This is a genomic window from Streptomyces sp. NPDC002032 (assembly GCF_042890765.1).
Taxonomy (GTDB): domain Bacteria; phylum Actinomycetota; class Actinomycetes; order Streptomycetales; family Streptomycetaceae; genus Streptomyces.
Genome location: NZ_JBIASM010000004.1, coordinates 184,309 through 199,619, shown reverse-complemented (window position 1 = coordinate 199,619; position 15,311 = coordinate 184,309). Strand labels below are relative to the sequence as shown.

The following is a 15,311-nucleotide window of genomic DNA, read 5'->3' as shown; positions in this document are numbered from 1 at the left end:
TGTAAGCGACGCGAGCGGCACTACTCGTACGTGTTCTTGCGCAGGGCGCGGTGTCGGCGGTCGCCCTGGCCGGCTCCGTTCACCGCTGTGAGCGACGGGAGCGCCGCTCCGTTGTTCCACAGACCCAGGTGATCACGGTGGACGGCTAGGACTCCGTTCTGCACGGCACAGCGTTCGGCGGGCCCGCTGAAGTACGTGTTGGTGACGAAGAGGGCGACGTCGGCCTTGAAGTGGACCTGCGACCCGAGGAGGTCGCGGACCTCTCCGCTTGAGATCTTCCGCTTCGGGTTGTACCGCTTGCACTGGATCACCATCGTCCGACCGTCGGGCAGCCGGCCGCGCACGTCGGCTCCATCGTCGCCCGTGCGGCCGACGCGGCGGACATCCGCACATCCGTCCCGCCTGCAGAGGTCGGCCACAAAGTCCTCGAACTGCGTGCCGTCCATCACGTCCACCTCGGCAAGCGTTCGGTGGCCGACGCTTACCGCTTCGTCGTGACGCCACCGCTGGTCGCTACTCCTGATGAGACGGTCCGTCTTCCACAGCCACCACGTGCTGCCGCCAACAACCGCGAGGAGCAACACTCCCACCAGGTAAGGCCAGATCACCGACCAGAAGGTAAGGAGCAACGCCAGGACGACGACGCCACCCCACGCGCCCGCCTTGAGCCGGGTCTCCCGGCGCTTCTGTGATGCCGATCGGCGCCTTTTGCGTACTGCCACCCAGCACCTCCCCGTCTCCCATCAGCAGTCTGGACACGGCTACGCCTGTCAGTAAGGGCGCCCGTCAGCCATAGCTCGATCGCTGCGGCCCGGTGTCTACCACCAGCAAGGTATCCAACGGCGGCTTGGACGTCCTCGTGGCCGCAGCCGGCTCCGGCTGCGCCGCGGCCCTCGATGCCGAGCGCTACCTCGCCGGCCTGAGCGACAACAGAGCCAACGTCGACATGGCGCAGGTCAACGCCTGACTGGTCGGCCCCCACCCAACGGTGGGGGCCCACGTCGGTGATGTGCGCGCTTACGCCCTTCATGCGCCCCTACTCCCCCACGTAGCTTGCGACGTTGGCCTGTATCACCCGTACGAACGTAGGGGGAAAGCAGCTTGAAGCAAGCAGACGTGCTGAGGGATCTCGCGCAGCCGTGGAACGTGGCCGTTCACTCGACAGCGGAACTCGCGGGCAGCGTGGCGAAAGCTGCGACCGCGGACGACAAGGCCAAGCGGGAGAAGGGCCAGGCTCCTCTCCGCCGCAAACCAGAACTCCGGCCCCTACCCATCAAGCCACTCGGCATATCGCTCCAGCTCACCCCCTGGGACGTCCTGCACTCCCTCGGCCGGGCCAACGTCCTCGCCCGCCAAGGCGCGGGGCGAGGGCTCGCCGAGCACTGGGCCAGCCTGAAGTACTGCCAGGCCCTCACCGGCAACGACGGCCGCTACATGGCGCTGTCCACAGAGGGCCGCAACCCCAGGCGCCACTACGCCGCCACCCAGTCTGGCGAGCTCGGCATCGGCTTCGCGCTGGCACTCGCCCGACGCGTACTCGCGGCGCAGTACCCGGACCACTCGGTCTCGGTCATCGACGCCGAGATAGCCATGCGTGCCGGCTGGACGCTGACGGGCAAGGAGGCCGGGCGCAGCAGCGCCCCGCGCCGGCCGGCCTTCTTCCTGGAGGTGTGGCAGCCGGGTGAGCCGTCCCGGGTCATCCCGGTCACGTGCAAGGGCACCCACGGCCATGCCACCCAGGCGCACAAGCAGCTCGCTACCGCCTCCGCCGACGTGGAGGGCATCCACATCGGCCCGTACAACGAGACGCCGGCCTTCGTGTTCGGCACCACGCTCCCCAAGAAGAGCGAGAGCATCACGCTCTACCTGCTCCACGCCCCGGGCGACGGAACCCTGCACGATGCGAAGGCTCTGCACCTCGACCCACCGGTCGAGGACCGGAGCATCGCCCCCGGCATCGACGCGCCGACCGGTCCGAACGAGGAGCCGCCGGTCGGCTACCACGTGCGCCCCGAGGAGTGCGGCTGGTTCGGCCGGGTGCTCGCCCAAGCCGACGCCGCCGGCTTGATGGCCTTCACCGGAGGCGGCGAACCCACAGCCCAGTACCTCACCAAGCGCCAGGGCAAGGGCCACTTCGAGACCTTCACCCACGCCGGCACCGGCATCGTCCAGGACGTCACCCACACCATCCACGGCAAGAAGTTCGTGGGCACCGACCACGTCTTCCGCCTCAACGGCATCCGTGTCGAAGCCTTCTCCGGCCTCGCAGAGAACCTCTTCGGCCACCTCCGCGACGGCAGGGTCGAGCACTACCGCCACGAGGCACACGTCCTCCGCGACTCCTGGGACGCCGACCCCTGGGATGCCAAGTGGCGAGGCCCCGTCTCCCTCCACCCCGACGGCACCGTCATGGCGCTGCGCCGCCTCCGCCTCAGCTGACCGCAACCACCGTCCAGTCTTCGGGGAACGGAACAGCTCCCCGAAGGCCTCGGACGGTCAACCTGTGACCAGCACCGGGGCTCCGGGCCCCCTGTCAGTCGCCAACGACACCGCGGAGCGAAGTAGGGCCAGGTGTGGATGACTTCCGGCCATTGTTGTCCGAACACAGTGAGACACAGCTGGACTCAGGCGGACACAGCTGGACGCAGTGAGACAGGTTCTGCGTGGTTCCGCCTGGCCGGTCTGCATCCGCCGCTCGTTTGGGTCGGAGCGGGCTGCGCAACACTTCACGTCATGCCGAGCTTTCAGCAGAGGAAGGCCGTGGGGGACGCCCACGAGCAGCGCATCGCCGAGGAACTGACCGCGCGCGGATGGGCGGTCAACCCGTGGGGGCAGGGAGTCCTCACCCACCCTGTTCAAGCCGCACTCCGAACGACCGACAGCTCCCTCCGCTGGACTCCCGACCTCCTTGCCGCCAAGGAGGGCCACGTCGCAATGATCGACTGCAAGAGCAGCATGACCAGTCAGGCGACGCACCGCCACGCCATCGAAAGCGCCGCGGTCCGCGCACACCTCCAGCTCGTCGCGTGGACCGTGCTGTCCCTCTACTACGTGTTCGACAGCCTCGACGTCCTCACCCCGTACGACGCCCTCACGGCGGGACAGACCGGCCCCCACTCGGTCGCAGGTTCAGGGGCCCCGTATCTGCTCGTGCCCACGACACGCTGTCGCACCTTCGACTCGACGTTCGGCTCGCGGAGGCGGCCGCCCGTAGCGAGCGACGCGGCCTGAGCCCAGCGCCCGCCAGTCCCGCTGCTCGGTACAACACGTTGCACCGAGCAGCGTCGCGCTTCGAACGCCACCGAGAGCCTCGTGGCGGGACACCAGCGGACCTGACGAACTGTCACCAAAGTCAGCATTGGGTCAGCATTGGTCCTGGCAAAGCTGACCCCAGCTGGTCATACCTGGGAAACGTCGAAGGCCCGGAGAGGGCCTTCCGGAGCCCCCGTCACTTCCCCCGCCGGAACGATCTTCGCACGGGATGCGGCCTCTCGTCGGCCGATGCCGGCTGGTCGACCTACTACATAAAAGCGCAGGTCAACGCACCCGTCCGCGCGCTTTCAGGGGCCCCGGCGGGAGAGCCGGAGCGGGGATCGGAGGGCCGTCGTAGCCCTTCACTTCGCCGTAGCGGGTGCCTTCCATCCAGTCCTCGCGGGCCTGCGCGATGTCATCGTGTGACCGGCCGATCCAGTTCCAGAACATCACGATCTCCTCCTCGAACGGTTCGCCCCCCAGCAGCATCAGGCCCGCGTCCGACAGTGCGTGCAAGGGGAGTTCGGTGCGGCCGCAGCCGAGGTAGAGCATCGAGCCCGGGAGGACCGGGACGTCGTCCACGCGGGCTTCGCCCGACATCGACAGGACCGCGTACTCGAAGTCCGGGTTCAGCGGGAGGCGGGTTTCGGTGCCGGCCGCCAGCGTGAGGTCGGCGCCGACGATGGGGGTGTACGCCGTCCCGGGCGAGGTGGCCGTGTCCAGGGTGCCCAGGATGACGGTGGCCGTCAGGCCGGGGGCCGTGACCTGCGGGAGTTCCGCGTGGTGCTGGAAGTGCGGGGCCACGTCGCGGTGCGCGTCGGGCAGGGCCACCCAGAGCTGGGCGCCGTGCAGGAGGCGGGCGTGGGGGCGCGGGCTCTCCTCGGAGTGGCTGATGCCCCGGCCGGAGGTCATCAGGCCCAGCTCGCGCGGGCGGATCGTGGCGAGGCTGCCGACGCTGTCGCGGTGCAGCACCTCGCCCTCGTGCAGCCAGCTGACCGTCTGGAGGCCGGAGTGCGGGTGCGGGGCGACCTGCATGCCGGGCTCGTCCGCGATGTCGTCGGGGCCGTAGTGGTCGACGAAGCACCAGGCCCCCACCATGCGCCGGCCCAGGTTGGGCAGCAGCCGGCGGACCTCGGTGGACTCCCCCAGCTTGACGGTGCGCGGGCTGAGGAGCTCGCGCACCGGTTCGGCGACGACGAAACCGCGGCCGCCGCACGTGGCGAGCGCGGGCTGGCGATCGAGATTGCTCATACCGCACAACTTAGTGCGACCGGGCCCGGACGCTCCCATTCCGGTCGGGGAGCGCGTCCGGAATGTGCGGGGGCGGTCCGGTGTTGCAGCCACCGACGAAGACGGCACCGAGCGGAAGGGCGGCCATGGACGCGCGCCAGGACGGTTACTACGAGCACGGGACCACCGCGGAGCGCTGGGCGCGCGGGCAGCTCTTCTTCGAGGCCAAGGAGTACGCGAAGGCCGCCCGCGTCCTGGTCACGGTGGCCGGGGAGGCCCCCGAGCAGCTCGCGCCCCGGCTGCTGCTGGCCCGCGCCTACTACCACTCCGCCCAGCTCTCCCGCGCCGAGCACGAGCTGCGCGCCATCCTGGAGCGGTGGCCGGTGGAGGACTACGCGCGGCTCATGCTCGGGCGCACCCTGGAGCGGCGCGGCCGGGCCGAGGAGGCCCGCCCGCACCTGCGGATGGCGGCCGCCATGGCGGGCGAGTTCCCGCAGTAGGGGACGGTCCGGCCCCGCGTGTGCGGGGCCGGGGGGCCGCCTCGGCTAGCCTGGGTTCCATATGAATCGCCTGACCACGCCTTTCGGCTCCTACGAACTCACCCGTTACCCCATCGACCCGCGCGACCGGCTCCGCGCCTGGGACGCCGCCGACGAGTACCTGCTGCGTCATCTCGACGCCGGTACCGGCGAGCGCGGCCCGGTGGACCTCGCCGGCGCCGGGCAGATCACCGTGATCGGCGACCGCTGGGGGGCGCTGACGACGGCCCTGGCCGCCCACCACCCCACGCAGATCACCGATTCCTCGCTGACCCGCGCCGCCACCGAGGCGAACCTGGACCGGGCCGGCATCGGCACCTCGAAGTCCACGGTGACCCTGCTGACCACGCAGGACGCGCCGCCCGCGCGGATCGACGTGCTGCTGGTCCGGGTGCCGAAGAGCCTGGCGCTGCTGGAGGACCAGCTGTACCGGCTGGCCCCGCACGTGCACGCGGACACGGTGGTCGTGGGCACCGGCATGGTCAAGGAGATCCACACCTCGACCCTGCGCCTCTTCGAGAAGATCCTGGGGCCGACGAAGACGTCCCTGGCCGAGAAGAAGGCCCGGCTGATCTTCTGCACCCCGGGGAATCCGGGCGCCGCCCGTCCGGAGAGCGCCGGGCCGTGGCCGGTCACGTACACGGTGGACGAGGACGGCGGCTCGGGCGCCGGACTGACCGTGGTCAACCACGCGGGGATCTTCTGCGCGGACCGCCTGGACGTCGGCACCCGCTTCTTCCTCCAGAACATCCCGACCAACACCGACGGCGCCCGGGTCGTGGACCTGGGCTGCGGCAACGGCATCGTGGGTGCGGCGGTCGCGGTCGCCGACCCGGACGCGGCGGTCGTCTTCACCGACGAGTCGTACCAGGCGGTCGCCTCGGCGCGGGCCACCTACGAGGCCAATGTCCGCCCGGGCCGGCGGACGGCGGAGTTCCACGTCGGTGACGGCGTGGCGATGCTGGAGCCGGGTTCGGTGGACCTGGTGCTGAACAACCCGCCGTTCCACTCCCACCAGGCGACCACCGACGCGACGGCGCTGCGCATGTTCGCGCAGTCCCGCAAGGTGCTGCGCACGGGCGGGGAGCTGTGGGTGGTGGCCAACCGGCACATGGGGTACCACACGCATCTGCGGCGGCTCTTCGGCAACAGCGAAGTCGTCGCGAGCGAGCCGAAGTTCGTGGTCCTGCGGGCGGTCAAGCGCGAGGCCCGGGAGCGGTCCGTCTGACCCATGTGACCAGCCAGTACGTCCTACACTCGGCCGCGTGAGCACCGGGGCACAGAAGGACCGCGCGAGCGGCGGGCGGCGCTACCGCCGTGAGGACGTGGCCGAGGCGGCGGGCGTCAGGGTGCGCAACCTGCGCTACTACCAGGAGCGCGGCCTGCTCCCCCCGCCGCGGCGCGAGGGGCGGATCGCCTGGTACTCCGACGACCACCTGACCCGGCTGCGGCTGATCAGCGACCTGCTGGGCCGGGGCTACACGGTCAACGGCATCGCGGAGCTGCTGGCGGCCTGGGAGCAGGGCGGCGGTCTGTCCCAGCTGCTGGGCCTGGAGCGGGAGATGACCCGGGACTGGGTCCAGGAGGAGCCGGTCTCGATGACCCGGGCCGAGCTGCGCGAGCTGTTCGGCCCGGCGGCTTCGGCCGAGGACACCCGGCGGGCGGTCGAGCTGGGATACGTACACGTGGACGGGGACGTGGTCACGTATCCGAGCCGGCGGCTGCTGGAGGCCACGGTGGCGCTGGTGCGGCAGGGGGTGCCGCTGGCGGAGATCCTGGACGCGGGCGACTTCCTCCAGGTGCAGGCGGCCGCGCTCGCGGACCGGTTCGTCGCGCTGTTCCGGCGGCACGTGATCGGCCCCGGGGGGCTTGAGCCACTTTCGGCCACGCAGCTGGATCACGTCCGGGAGGCGGTGACGGCACTGCGCCCGGTGGCCGGCGAGGTCGTGGCCGCCGAGTTCGCGCGGGCGATGGCCCGGCGGGTGGAGGCGGAGGTCGCCGAACTGCTGCGTACGGAGCAGTAGGAGTCGGCCGAAAGGGTGCGGTCGCGCAACCTTGCCAACCACCATTGGCACTCTTACATTCAACTCGTCGGTAACAAAGGTGCACAGCCGAGATAAGGGACGATCTCATGGCGGATTCACCGAACTTATCCGAACCGCCCGGCGGGGAAGGCGCTCCCGCGGACGCCGCCGGCAGAGACGAGGGCCGGGTCCGCTGGCGCCGGTTCGCCCTGCTGACGGTGCCCGCGGTGGCGGTGACCGCGGGGCTCGGAATCGCCCTCGCACAGGGCGCGCTCGCCGCCTCCTTCGCGGTGTCGGGACAGCAGTTCAAGGTGTCGGCGAAGAGCCTGGAGGGCGAGGGCTTCGCCCAGTACGGCAGCGTCGACGTCAACGCCCGCGACCAGCTCATACCGGTGGCGGTCACGGCCATCAAGGAGGCCAAGCTGCACAGCCTCTGCCAGTCGGTGGTCACGACCCTCCCCGTCATCGGGGACATCTCGCTCAACCTGACGGCGGGCGACAAGGACCCCGTCGAGGCCAGCAACCTCTTCGTGGACGCGACCCAGCTCGGCGGTGACGCGGTCTTCACCAACATCGAGATCGGCCGCGACGCCTCCACCCTCGACAAGGGGCCGGCCGAGGCCGTGGGCATGCAGGACCTCTTCGCCCAGCAGGCGGACACGGTCAACATCACCAAGCTCCAGCAGACGGCATGGGCGACCAACGCCGGCACCTTCAAGCTCTCCGGGCTGAACATGAACATCAGCAAGGGCAAGAAGGAATGCTTCTGAGCCGCTGGCGGCGGTGGCGGCGCGCCCGGCCCTTCTGGGGCGGGCTCTTCGCGGTCCTGGCCGGGGCCTGGATCTGCGTACTGCCGCTCGCACCGCTGAAGATCATGCTCCAGCAGGGGGTGGCGGGCATCCCGTCGGTCCTGATGGGGATCATCATGATCGTCCTCGGTCTCACCGCCTGGTTCTCCCCCCGGCAGCGCTCCCTCGCCGGGGTCCTCACCACGCTGATCGCCACCGCCTCGCTGGTCCTCTCGAACCTCGGCGGGTTCCTGATCGGCACCCTGCTCGGCATCCTCGGCGGCGGACTCATGTTCGCCTGGCAGCCCGGTCCGCCCCGGCGCCGGCGCCGCTCCGGGAAGACCCCGGAGAGCGGCCCCGAGGAGAACGGCACACAGGACAGCACACAGGACAGCACGCACGACAGCACAGAGGACAGCACAGAGGACATCACCGCCCCCACCCCGCACCACGATCCCCAAGGAGCACAGCCATGAGCCGTACGCGTACCGCTCTCGCGCTCGGGATGGCGGCCGCGGCCGCCCTGACGGTGGCCTCGGCCTCCGCCACCGCCGCACCGTTACCGCTGGCCGGGTCGACGACCGTCACACCGGCCGGACACGCCTTCAAGGCCACCCTCAGCGGGAAGGCCACCCTCAAGGCCGGTTCGGTCACGGTGACCTGCACGGTCTCCGTCTCCACCGGCACGGTGCCGGCCGCCCCCGGCAACCACAACGCGGCCGGGCCCGTCTCCTCGCCCATCTCGCCGCCGACGTACAGCTCTTGTACGTCGAGCATGCCGGGAGTCACCCCGACCGTGACCACCAGCGGCGCCTGGGCCGTGTCGATGCAGAACGGCTCGCCGATCACCGCCACCATGACGGTGCCGACCGGCGGCCTCGTCGTGCACACCACCGGCCTCGCCACCTGCACGGTCACCGCGGCGCCGAGCGGCCCCGCGGCGGTCGGCGGCACCTGGGCCAACGGCGCGCCGTCGAGCCTGACCTTCACCAACGCCTCGGTCCCGGTCACGGTCACCGGTGGCTTCGGCTGCCCCACGAGCGCGACCTCCTCCACCTTCAACGCCGTGTACAAGGTGTCCGACACCACCGACGCGGCCCAGCAGATCACCGTCGCCCCCTGACCCCGGCCACGGCAACGGCACCCGCGCCCCACCGGCCCGGACCTCCCGGGGCGGTGGGGCGCGGGCGCGCGCCCGGGCGGAAAATGCGTTGCCGGGCGCCGCGCGGGCGGGCGAAGCTCGACGGCATGTCACACGTCCAGGACCTCTTCTCCGGCGGCCGGCTGCTCGCGATCCCGCGCAAGAGCGCGCGGCGCGAGCAACTCCTCGCCCACCTCGCCGAGTCGCTCTTCGCGCCGGACCGCGCCTACACCGAGCCCGAGGTCAACGAGGCCTTGCTCACCGTGCACGAGGACTGCTCCGCGCTCCGCCGCTATCTGATCACCTCGGGCCTGCTCACCCGGACCCGGGACGGCAGCAGCTACCGCCGGGCCACGACCACCCTGTAGTGCGTGGTGAGCCGTCCGTCGTCGCCGATCACATGGAAGGCGACGGCGGGCGGCTCGTCGAGGTGGAGGTGGTGCCCGGGGTCCGTCTGCGTCTCCCAGGGGAGCCGGATGCTGGAGACCACGCCGGGCGCCACCAGCAGCGGACGGCCCGCGAAGGTGGTCACGGCCGCCGTGTGGGCGTGCCCGCACAGGAACGCCAGCAGGTGGGGGTGGCGGTCCGCGAGAGCGGCGAGCCGCTCCTGACCGAACTGCCTGATCTCGTCGACGTACGGGGTGTGCAGCTCCACCGGAGGATGGTGGAAGGCCACCAGCACCGGGACCTCGTGCGGGGTCCCGGAGAGGATGCCGTCGAGCCAGGCGAGGGTGGAGTCCGCCAGGTACCCGTGGTGTTCGCCTGGTATGGAGGAGTCGCACACCGCCAGGACGAAGCCCTCCCCGCGCAGCACCTGGTCGACGGGCTCCGCCGAGGGCTCCGTCTCGCCCAGCAGCACCCGGCGGAACGCGCCGCGCTCGTCGTGGTTGCCGGGGCAGATGACCACCGGATGCCGGGTGGTGAGCGCCTTGCGCGCCTCCTCGTACTCGGCCGCGGTCCCCCGGTCGGCTATGTCCCCGCTGACGAGCACCGCGTCGAGGTCGTACGGGAGGCCGTCCAGGTACTCCACCACGGCGCGGGTGCGTTCCGCGGCGCGGTGTCCGCCGTCGAGGTGGACGTCGCTGAGCTGCGCGATCACGATCACGGACAAGGGCTCCTTCGCTCGGATGCGGCCCGCGCCGACGGACGGTGACGGTGCGTCACGTCCCATCGGCGCGGGCGGGCCACCCATTCAACAGGGTGCCCGCCGGGCGCCGGCGGCCCCCCGGAGCCCGCCGCGCCCCTCAACCCCGGTAGGTCTCCAGCAACCTCAGCCATACCTCGCTGACCGTGGGGAACGCCGGAACCGCGTGCCACAGCCGCGCGATCGGCACCTCCCCCACGACCGCGACGGTCGCCGCGTGCACCAGCTCGGCGGCGCCCGGACCCACGAAGGTGGCGCCCAGGATCACCTCCCGGTCGAGGTCGACGACCATCCTGGCCCGCCCCCGGTACCCCTCGGCGTACAGCCCGGCGCCGGAGACCTTGCCGAGGTCGTAGTCGACGGCGCGCACCCGGTGCCCGGCCCGTTCGGCCTCGTCCAGGGTGAGGCCGACGGCGGCGGCCTCCGGATCGGTGAACACCGCCTGGGGCAGCGCCTCGGTGTCGGCGGTGGCCGCGTGCGCGCCCCAGCGGCCGGTGTCCGGCTCGGTGCCGGCCGCACGGGCGGCGATGGCGGCGCCCGCGATCCGGGCCTGGTACTTGCCCTGGTGGGTCAGGAGCGCGCGGTGGTTGACGTCCCCGACCGCGTACAGCCAGTCGTGGCCGGGAACCCGGCAGCCGTCGTCGACGCCGATCCAGTCGCCGGGGGTGAGTCCCACGGTGTCGAGGCCGATGTCGTCCGTGCGCGGCGCCCGGCCGGTCGCCATCAGCAGCTCGTCGCCCTCCAGGGTCTCGCCGCCCTCCAGCACCACGGCCACCGGGCCGGTCGAGCCGTCCCGTACGACCGCCTCCACCGCCACACCGGTGCGCACCACGGCCCCGGCCGCGGTCAGCGCCTCGGCGACCAGCTCGCCCGCGAAGGGCTCCATCCGCGGCAGCAGCCGGGAACCCCGTACGAGGACGGTCACGCTGCTGCCGAGGGCCTGCCAGGCGGTGGCCATCTCGGCGGCCACCACCGAGCCGCCCACGATCAGCAGCCGTTCCGGCACCCGGCTCGCGGAGGTGGCCTCGCGGCTGGTCCACGGCCGGGCTCCGGCGATCCCGGGCAGGTCGGGGACCACCGCGCGCGTGCCGGTCGCGACGACCACGGCGTGCCGGGCGGAGAGGACGTGGTGCTCCCCCTCGGGGCTGGTCACGGCGACCTTGCGGATCCCGTAGAGGCGCCCGTGGCCCCGGTAGACATGGGCGCCGATGGAGTCGAGCCAGCCGATCTGGCCGTCGTCCTTCCAGTGCCCCGTCCACTCGTCCCGGTGCGCGAACACCGCCTCCGCGTCGAGCGGGCCCTGAACGGCGCCCGCCAGCCCCGGCACCCGGCGCGCCTCCGAGCGGGCCAGCGCCGGGCGCAGCAGCGCCTTGCTGGGGATGCAGGCCCAGTACGAGCACTCCCCGCCGACGAGCTCGCTCTCCACCACCGCCGTACGGAGCCCGGCGGCGCGGGTCCGGTCGGCGATGTTCTCGCCCGCCGGTCCCCCGCCGAGCACCACGACGTCGTACTCCACCGCTTCGGTCATGCGGTCCAGTGTCACAGGCCGGGCGCGGTGTCCCGCAATCTCAGGCTTCCGGCGTGCCGGACGTCCCCGGGCCCTCTTCCGGCGCGGACGGGGTGGACGGCGAGGACGGCGGGGAGGCCGGCGGCTCGGACTGCGCCGCCTCGGCCGCGATCTTCGCGCGGACCTCGTCCATGTCCAGCGCCCGGGCCTGCCCGATCAGGTCGGTCAGCGCCGCCTCCGGCAGGGCTCCGGCCTGGGCGAAGACCGCCACCTGGTCCCGGACGATCATCAGGGTCGGGATCGAGGTGATGCTGAAGGCCGCGGCCAGCTCCTGCTGGGCCTCGGTGTCCACCTTGGCGAAGACCAGGTCCGGGTTGGCCTCGGCGGCCTTCTCGTAGACCGGGGCGAACTGGAGGCAGGGGCGGCACCAACCCGCCCAGAAGTCGATCAGCATGAAGGGGTTCTCGCTGACCGTCCGGTCGAAATTCTCTTTGGTGAGCTCCACTGTGGCCACGGTGTCCAGACCTCCTGATTGCTGCGTGTTCCTCGTGAACGATCGACCGGTCCGTGGCATTCCGCCCGTCCCCTCCCGGCCGGTTTCCCCGGGAGGGGGCCGCGCCCCTAGAACGGGTGGGCGGGCGCCGTGGTGCGGGCCGTGGTCCAGCGCAGCTCGGTGAAGGCGTCGAGGTTGGCCTCGCCGCCGAAGCGGGCGCCCGTACCGGAGGCGCCGACCCCGCCGAAGGGGGCCACCGCCTCGTCGTTCACGGTCTGGTCGTTGATGTGGGCGATGCCGGTCGGGATGCGTTCGGCCAGCTCCAGGCCGTGCGCCGCGTCGCCGGTGACGATGCCCAGGGAGAGCCCGTAGGGGCCGGCGGAGGCCAGCTCGACCGCCTCGTCCTCCGTCGCGAAGGACCGTACGGGTGCCACCGGACCGAAGACCTCCTCGCAGTAGGCGGGGGTGTCGTCGGCGACGCCCGCGAGCACGGTCGGACGGTAGAAGAGGTCCCGGTGGGTGCCGCCCGCGAGGAGCTTGGCGCCCTGTTCGAGGCTGGCCTCGACCAGGCCGTGGACCCGCTCCAGCTGGGTCCGGTCGAGCAGCGGGCCGAGGTGCACGCGCTCGCGGTACGGGTCCCCGACGGTCAGCGCCTCGGCGCGGGCGGCGAGGCGCTCGACGTACTCGTCGTAGAGGGAGGCGTGCACGAGGTGGCGTCCTGCGGTCATGCAGATCTGGCCCTGGTGGAAGAAGGAACCCCAGGAGGCCTGGGCGACGGCGGCCTCGACGTCCGCGTCGGCGAGCACGACGAGCGCCGAGTTGCCGCCCAACTCCAGGTGCGCACGCGTGAGGTGACGGCCCGCCAGCTCGGCGACCGTACGGCCCGCGGCGGTGGATCCGGTGAAGGAGACCACGCGCACGCGCGGGTCGGCCACCACCGCGGCGCCGGTGGCGGCCCCGCCGGGCAGCACGTGCAGCAGCCCCGCGGGCAGTCCGGCGGCCGCGAACACGGCGGCCAGGGCGAGGCCCCCGCAGACCGCCGTGCGGCGGTCCGGCTTCAGCAGGACGGCGTTGCCGAGGGCGAGCGCGGGCGCGACGGAGCGGATCGAGAGGATGAGCGGGGCGTTGAAGGGGGCGATCACCCCGACCACCCCCGCCGGGACGCGCCGGGTGAAGGAGAGCCGGGGCGCCTCGCTGGGCAGCACCTGCCCGGCCGGACGGGAGGCCAGCGCGGCGGCCTCGTAGCACTCCTGGGCGGCGACGTGCAGCTCGAAGTCCGCCTTTCCGGGTATCGAGCCCGACTCCCGGACCAGCCAGTCCCGCAGTTCACCGGCGTGCGCGGCGAACAGGTCCCCGGCACGGCGCAGCACGGCCGCCCGCTCCAGGTGTCCGGCCCGCGCCCAGTCGCGCTGCGCGGCCCGGGCCCGTACGGCGGCCTCGGCCACGTCGGCGGGCGCGGCCAGGTCGAGGGTGGCGAGGGTACGGCCGGTCGCGGGTTCGAGGACCGGGGCCGTACCGCCGGTGAGGGTGGGTCCGTCCTGCCAGAGTGTGGGATCGAGCAGCGGCATGACGCGGGGCCTCCGGAAGGGGTGGGCGGGGCGGGGGGCGGCAGCACGCGCCATCGTGCCAGACCGGGGGCACCACTTCTGTTCAGTTATTGGGCAGTTGACGCGATCCGGTGACTGGAAACGATCGACGCCGGGGTGAGGGCCCCGGGCGGCCGGACCGGCGCCCGCCGTGGGCCTGCCCGCCCCGGGGGGACCTGCCCGCCGCCCCGGGGCGGCGGGCAGGCCCACGGCGGCGCGGCTCAGCGCTCCAGGACCAGCGCGATGCCCTGCCCGACGCCGATGCACAGCGCCGCCATGCCGGTGCCCGAGCCGGCCGCCGCCAGCTGGTGGGCGACCGAGCCCGCGAGCCGGGCACCCGAGGCCCCGAGCGGGTGGCCGATGGCGAGGGCCCCGCCGCGCGGGTTGACGACGGCCGGGTCCAGCTCGGGCCAGGCTTCGAGGCAGCCCAACGCCTGGGCGGCGAAAGCCTCGTTGAGCTCCATGACGGAGAGGTCGGGCAGGCGGCGTCCGGCCCGGGACAGCGCCCGCGCGACGGCGTCGACCGGGCCGAGGCCGAACAGCTGGGGTTCGATGCCGGTGACGGCGCAGACACCGATCCGGGCCAGCGGCTCCCGGCCGGTGCCGGCCAGCCCCGCCTCGTCGGTGAGCAGCAGGGCCGCGGCGCCGTCGTTGAGGGGAGAGGAGTTCCCGGCGGTGACCGTGCCCGAACCGTCCCTGCGGAAGGCGGGCTTGAGGCGGGCCAGGGACTCGGGGGTGGAGCCCTCGCGGATGGACTCGTCGCGTACGAGGTCCGTACCGGGGTACGCCACGACCTCACCGTCGTACCGTCCGGCGGCCCACGCCTCGGCGGCCTTGCGGTGGCTCTCCAGCGCGAACAGGTCCTGCGCCTCACGGGTGATGCCGTGCTTCTCGGCGATCAGCTCGGCGCCCTCGCCGAGGGAGCCGGTCCACTCGGCGGGCATCCGGGGGTTGGTCATCCGCCAGCCGAGGGTGGTCGACCACATCTGCTGGTGCCCGGCGGGGAAGGCCCGTTCGGGCTTCTGCACCACCCAGGGGGCGCGGGTCATCGACTCGACGCCGCCCGCGATGGCGACGGAGGCGTCGCCCAGGGCGATGGCGCGGGCCGCCTGCACCACGGCTTCGAGCCCCGAGCCGCACAGCCGGTTGACGGTCACGCCGGGCACCGTCACCGGCAGCCCGGCCAGCAGCACCGCCATGCGCGCCACGTCGCGGTTGTCCTCGCCGGCGCCGTTGGCGTCTCCGAAGACGACGTCGTCGATGCGGGCCGGGTCGAGGTCGGGCGTACGGTCCACCAGGGCGCGCACCACGTGGGCGGCCAGGTCGTCCGGCCGGACCCCGGCGTAGGCCCCGCCGAACTTGCCGATGGGGGTGCGGACGGCGTCGACGACGTACACGTCGCGGACGGTGCGGATGCTCATGGGGTCTCTCCTGGGCGGATCCGTACGGGTGGAGGCGCGGCCGGTGCCGGTGGGACGGCCGGTGCCGCAGCCGGTGTCGCGGCTGCGGTGGTGGCCCGCGGTGGTGGCCCGCGGTGGTGGCCCGCCGTGGTGGCCGGGTACGTGGTGCGGACACCGGGGGCGGGCCGCCGGGGTGCGCCCGGTGGG

At 72.5% G+C, this 15,311-nt stretch carries 17 protein-coding genes; 10 read left to right on the top strand and 7 right to left on the bottom strand.

Annotated elements, in window-relative coordinates; translation table 11 throughout:
- Positions 1-20: 20 nt before the first annotated feature.
- Positions 21-722, bottom strand: coding sequence for a restriction endonuclease (locus ACFYYT_RS12515; RefSeq protein WP_351817424.1), 702 nt, complete (start codon positions 720-722; stop codon positions 21-23).
- Positions 723-814: 92 nt separating this feature from the next.
- On the opposite strand from ACFYYT_RS12515, the gene ACFYYT_RS12510 reads away from it, so the two are divergent.
- From ACFYYT_RS12510 to ACFYYT_RS12500, 3 genes are all read left to right on the top strand, one after another.
- Positions 815-967, top strand: coding sequence for a hypothetical protein (locus ACFYYT_RS12510; RefSeq protein ID WP_351817421.1), 153 nt, complete (start codon positions 815-817; stop codon positions 965-967).
- 134 nt (positions 968-1,101) lie between these two features.
- Entirely contained in the window at positions 1,102-2,439 is a 1,338-nt protein-coding gene (locus ACFYYT_RS12505) for a hypothetical protein (protein WP_351817418.1), read from the top strand.
- Positions 2,440-2,733: 294 nt separating this feature from the next.
- Positions 2,734-3,231, top strand: coding sequence for a hypothetical protein (locus tag ACFYYT_RS12500; RefSeq protein WP_351817415.1), 498 nt, complete (start codon positions 2,734-2,736; stop codon positions 3,229-3,231).
- A gap of 306 nt (positions 3,232-3,537) precedes the next feature.
- Here ACFYYT_RS12500 and ACFYYT_RS12495 read toward each other — a convergent pair whose 3' ends face one another.
- Positions 3,538-4,503: a pirin family protein gene (locus tag ACFYYT_RS12495; RefSeq protein ID WP_351817412.1), complete on the bottom strand. Its 966-nt coding sequence runs from the start codon at positions 4,501-4,503 to the stop codon at positions 3,538-3,540.
- A 125-nt stretch (positions 4,504-4,628) separates the two neighbouring features.
- On the opposite strand from ACFYYT_RS12495, the gene ACFYYT_RS12490 reads away from it, so the two are divergent.
- The 7 genes from ACFYYT_RS12490 (at position 4,629) to ACFYYT_RS12460 (ending at position 9,342) form a co-directional block, all read left to right on the top strand.
- Positions 4,629-4,982: a tetratricopeptide repeat protein gene (locus tag ACFYYT_RS12490; protein WP_351817410.1), complete on the top strand. Its 354-nt coding sequence runs from the start codon at positions 4,629-4,631 to the stop codon at positions 4,980-4,982.
- A gap of 70 nt (positions 4,983-5,052) precedes the next feature.
- Positions 5,053-6,249, top strand: a complete 1,197-nt coding sequence (locus ACFYYT_RS12485; protein ID WP_351817598.1) for a methyltransferase — start codon at positions 5,053-5,055, stop codon at positions 6,247-6,249.
- A gap of 37 nt (positions 6,250-6,286) precedes the next feature.
- Positions 6,287-7,045 (top strand): MerR family transcriptional regulator, encoded by a 759-nt coding sequence (locus ACFYYT_RS12480; RefSeq protein ID WP_351817407.1) that lies wholly within the window; start codon positions 6,287-6,289, stop codon positions 7,043-7,045.
- Between the two features lie 107 nt (positions 7,046-7,152).
- Positions 7,153-7,815: a DUF6230 family protein gene (locus ACFYYT_RS12475; protein ID WP_351817404.1), complete on the top strand. Its 663-nt coding sequence runs from the start codon at positions 7,153-7,155 to the stop codon at positions 7,813-7,815.
- Positions 7,806-8,309: a DUF6114 domain-containing protein gene (locus ACFYYT_RS12470; RefSeq protein ID WP_351817401.1), complete on the top strand. Its 504-nt coding sequence runs from the start codon at positions 7,806-7,808 to the stop codon at positions 8,307-8,309. Before ACFYYT_RS12475 ends, ACFYYT_RS12470 begins: the two co-directional genes overlap by 10 nt.
- Positions 8,306-8,956 (top strand): hypothetical protein, encoded by a 651-nt coding sequence (locus ACFYYT_RS12465; RefSeq protein WP_351817398.1) that lies wholly within the window; start codon positions 8,306-8,308, stop codon positions 8,954-8,956. Before ACFYYT_RS12470 ends, ACFYYT_RS12465 begins: the two co-directional genes overlap by 4 nt.
- Before the next feature lie 125 nt (positions 8,957-9,081).
- The gene (locus tag ACFYYT_RS12460; protein WP_351817395.1) at positions 9,082-9,342 is read left to right on the top strand and encodes a DUF2087 domain-containing protein; all 261 of its coding nucleotides are present in this window, start codon (positions 9,082-9,084) and stop codon (positions 9,340-9,342) included.
- On the opposite strand, the gene ACFYYT_RS12455 is transcribed toward ACFYYT_RS12460, so the two are convergent.
- From ACFYYT_RS12455 to ACFYYT_RS12435, 5 genes are all read right to left on the bottom strand, one after another.
- Positions 9,315-10,079, bottom strand: a complete 765-nt coding sequence (locus ACFYYT_RS12455) for a metallophosphoesterase (protein WP_351817392.1) — start codon at positions 10,077-10,079, stop codon at positions 9,315-9,317. The genes ACFYYT_RS12460 and ACFYYT_RS12455 overlap by 28 nt on opposite strands.
- A gap of 139 nt (positions 10,080-10,218) precedes the next feature.
- The gene (locus tag ACFYYT_RS12450; protein WP_351817390.1) at positions 10,219-11,646 is read right to left on the bottom strand and encodes an NAD(P)/FAD-dependent oxidoreductase; all 1,428 of its coding nucleotides are present in this window, start codon (positions 11,644-11,646) and stop codon (positions 10,219-10,221) included.
- A gap of 40 nt (positions 11,647-11,686) precedes the next feature.
- Positions 11,687-12,079, bottom strand: coding sequence for a thioredoxin family protein (locus ACFYYT_RS12445; protein WP_388607928.1), 393 nt, complete (start codon positions 12,077-12,079; stop codon positions 11,687-11,689).
- Positions 12,080-12,246: 167 nt separating this feature from the next.
- Entirely contained in the window at positions 12,247-13,686 is a 1,440-nt protein-coding gene (locus tag ACFYYT_RS12440) for an aldehyde dehydrogenase family protein (protein WP_351817385.1), read from the bottom strand.
- A gap of 239 nt (positions 13,687-13,925) precedes the next feature.
- The gene (locus tag ACFYYT_RS12435) at positions 13,926-15,125 is read right to left on the bottom strand and encodes a thiolase family protein (protein ID WP_351817382.1); all 1,200 of its coding nucleotides are present in this window, start codon (positions 15,123-15,125) and stop codon (positions 13,926-13,928) included.
- Positions 15,126-15,311: the final 186 nt, after the last annotated feature.

What these genes read in the sequence shown, in the direction of transcription:
- ACFYYT_RS12475 (WP_351817404.1), top strand. Translation starts at nt 7,153, where the DNA reads ATGGCGGATTCACCGAACTTATCCGAACCGCCCGGCGGGGAAGGCGCT.
- ACFYYT_RS12470 (WP_351817401.1), top strand. Translation starts at nt 7,806, where the DNA reads ATGCTTCTGAGCCGCTGGCGGCGGTGGCGGCGCGCCCGGCCCTTCTGG.
- ACFYYT_RS12450 (WP_351817390.1), bottom strand. Translation starts at nt 11,646, where the DNA reads ATGACCGAAGCGGTGGAGTACGACGTCGTGGTGCTCGGCGGGGGACCG.
- ACFYYT_RS12495 (WP_351817412.1), bottom strand. Translation starts at nt 4,503, where the DNA reads ATGAGCAATCTCGATCGCCAGCCCGCGCTCGCCACGTGCGGCGGCCGC.
- ACFYYT_RS12490 (WP_351817410.1), top strand. Translation starts at nt 4,629, where the DNA reads ATGGACGCGCGCCAGGACGGTTACTACGAGCACGGGACCACCGCGGAG.
- ACFYYT_RS12435 (WP_351817382.1), bottom strand. Translation starts at nt 15,125, where the DNA reads ATGAGCATCCGCACCGTCCGCGACGTGTACGTCGTCGACGCCGTCCGC.
- ACFYYT_RS12445 (WP_388607928.1), bottom strand. Translation starts at nt 12,079, where the DNA reads ATGCTGATCGACTTCTGGGCGGGTTGGTGCCGCCCCTGCCTCCAGTTC.
- ACFYYT_RS12460 (WP_351817395.1), top strand. Translation starts at nt 9,082, where the DNA reads ATGTCACACGTCCAGGACCTCTTCTCCGGCGGCCGGCTGCTCGCGATC.
- ACFYYT_RS12440 (WP_351817385.1), bottom strand. Translation starts at nt 13,686, where the DNA reads ATGCCGCTGCTCGATCCCACACTCTGGCAGGACGGACCCACCCTCACC.
- ACFYYT_RS12465 (WP_351817398.1), top strand. Translation starts at nt 8,306, where the DNA reads ATGAGCCGTACGCGTACCGCTCTCGCGCTCGGGATGGCGGCCGCGGCC.
- ACFYYT_RS12500 (WP_351817415.1), top strand. Translation starts at nt 2,734, where the DNA reads ATGCCGAGCTTTCAGCAGAGGAAGGCCGTGGGGGACGCCCACGAGCAG.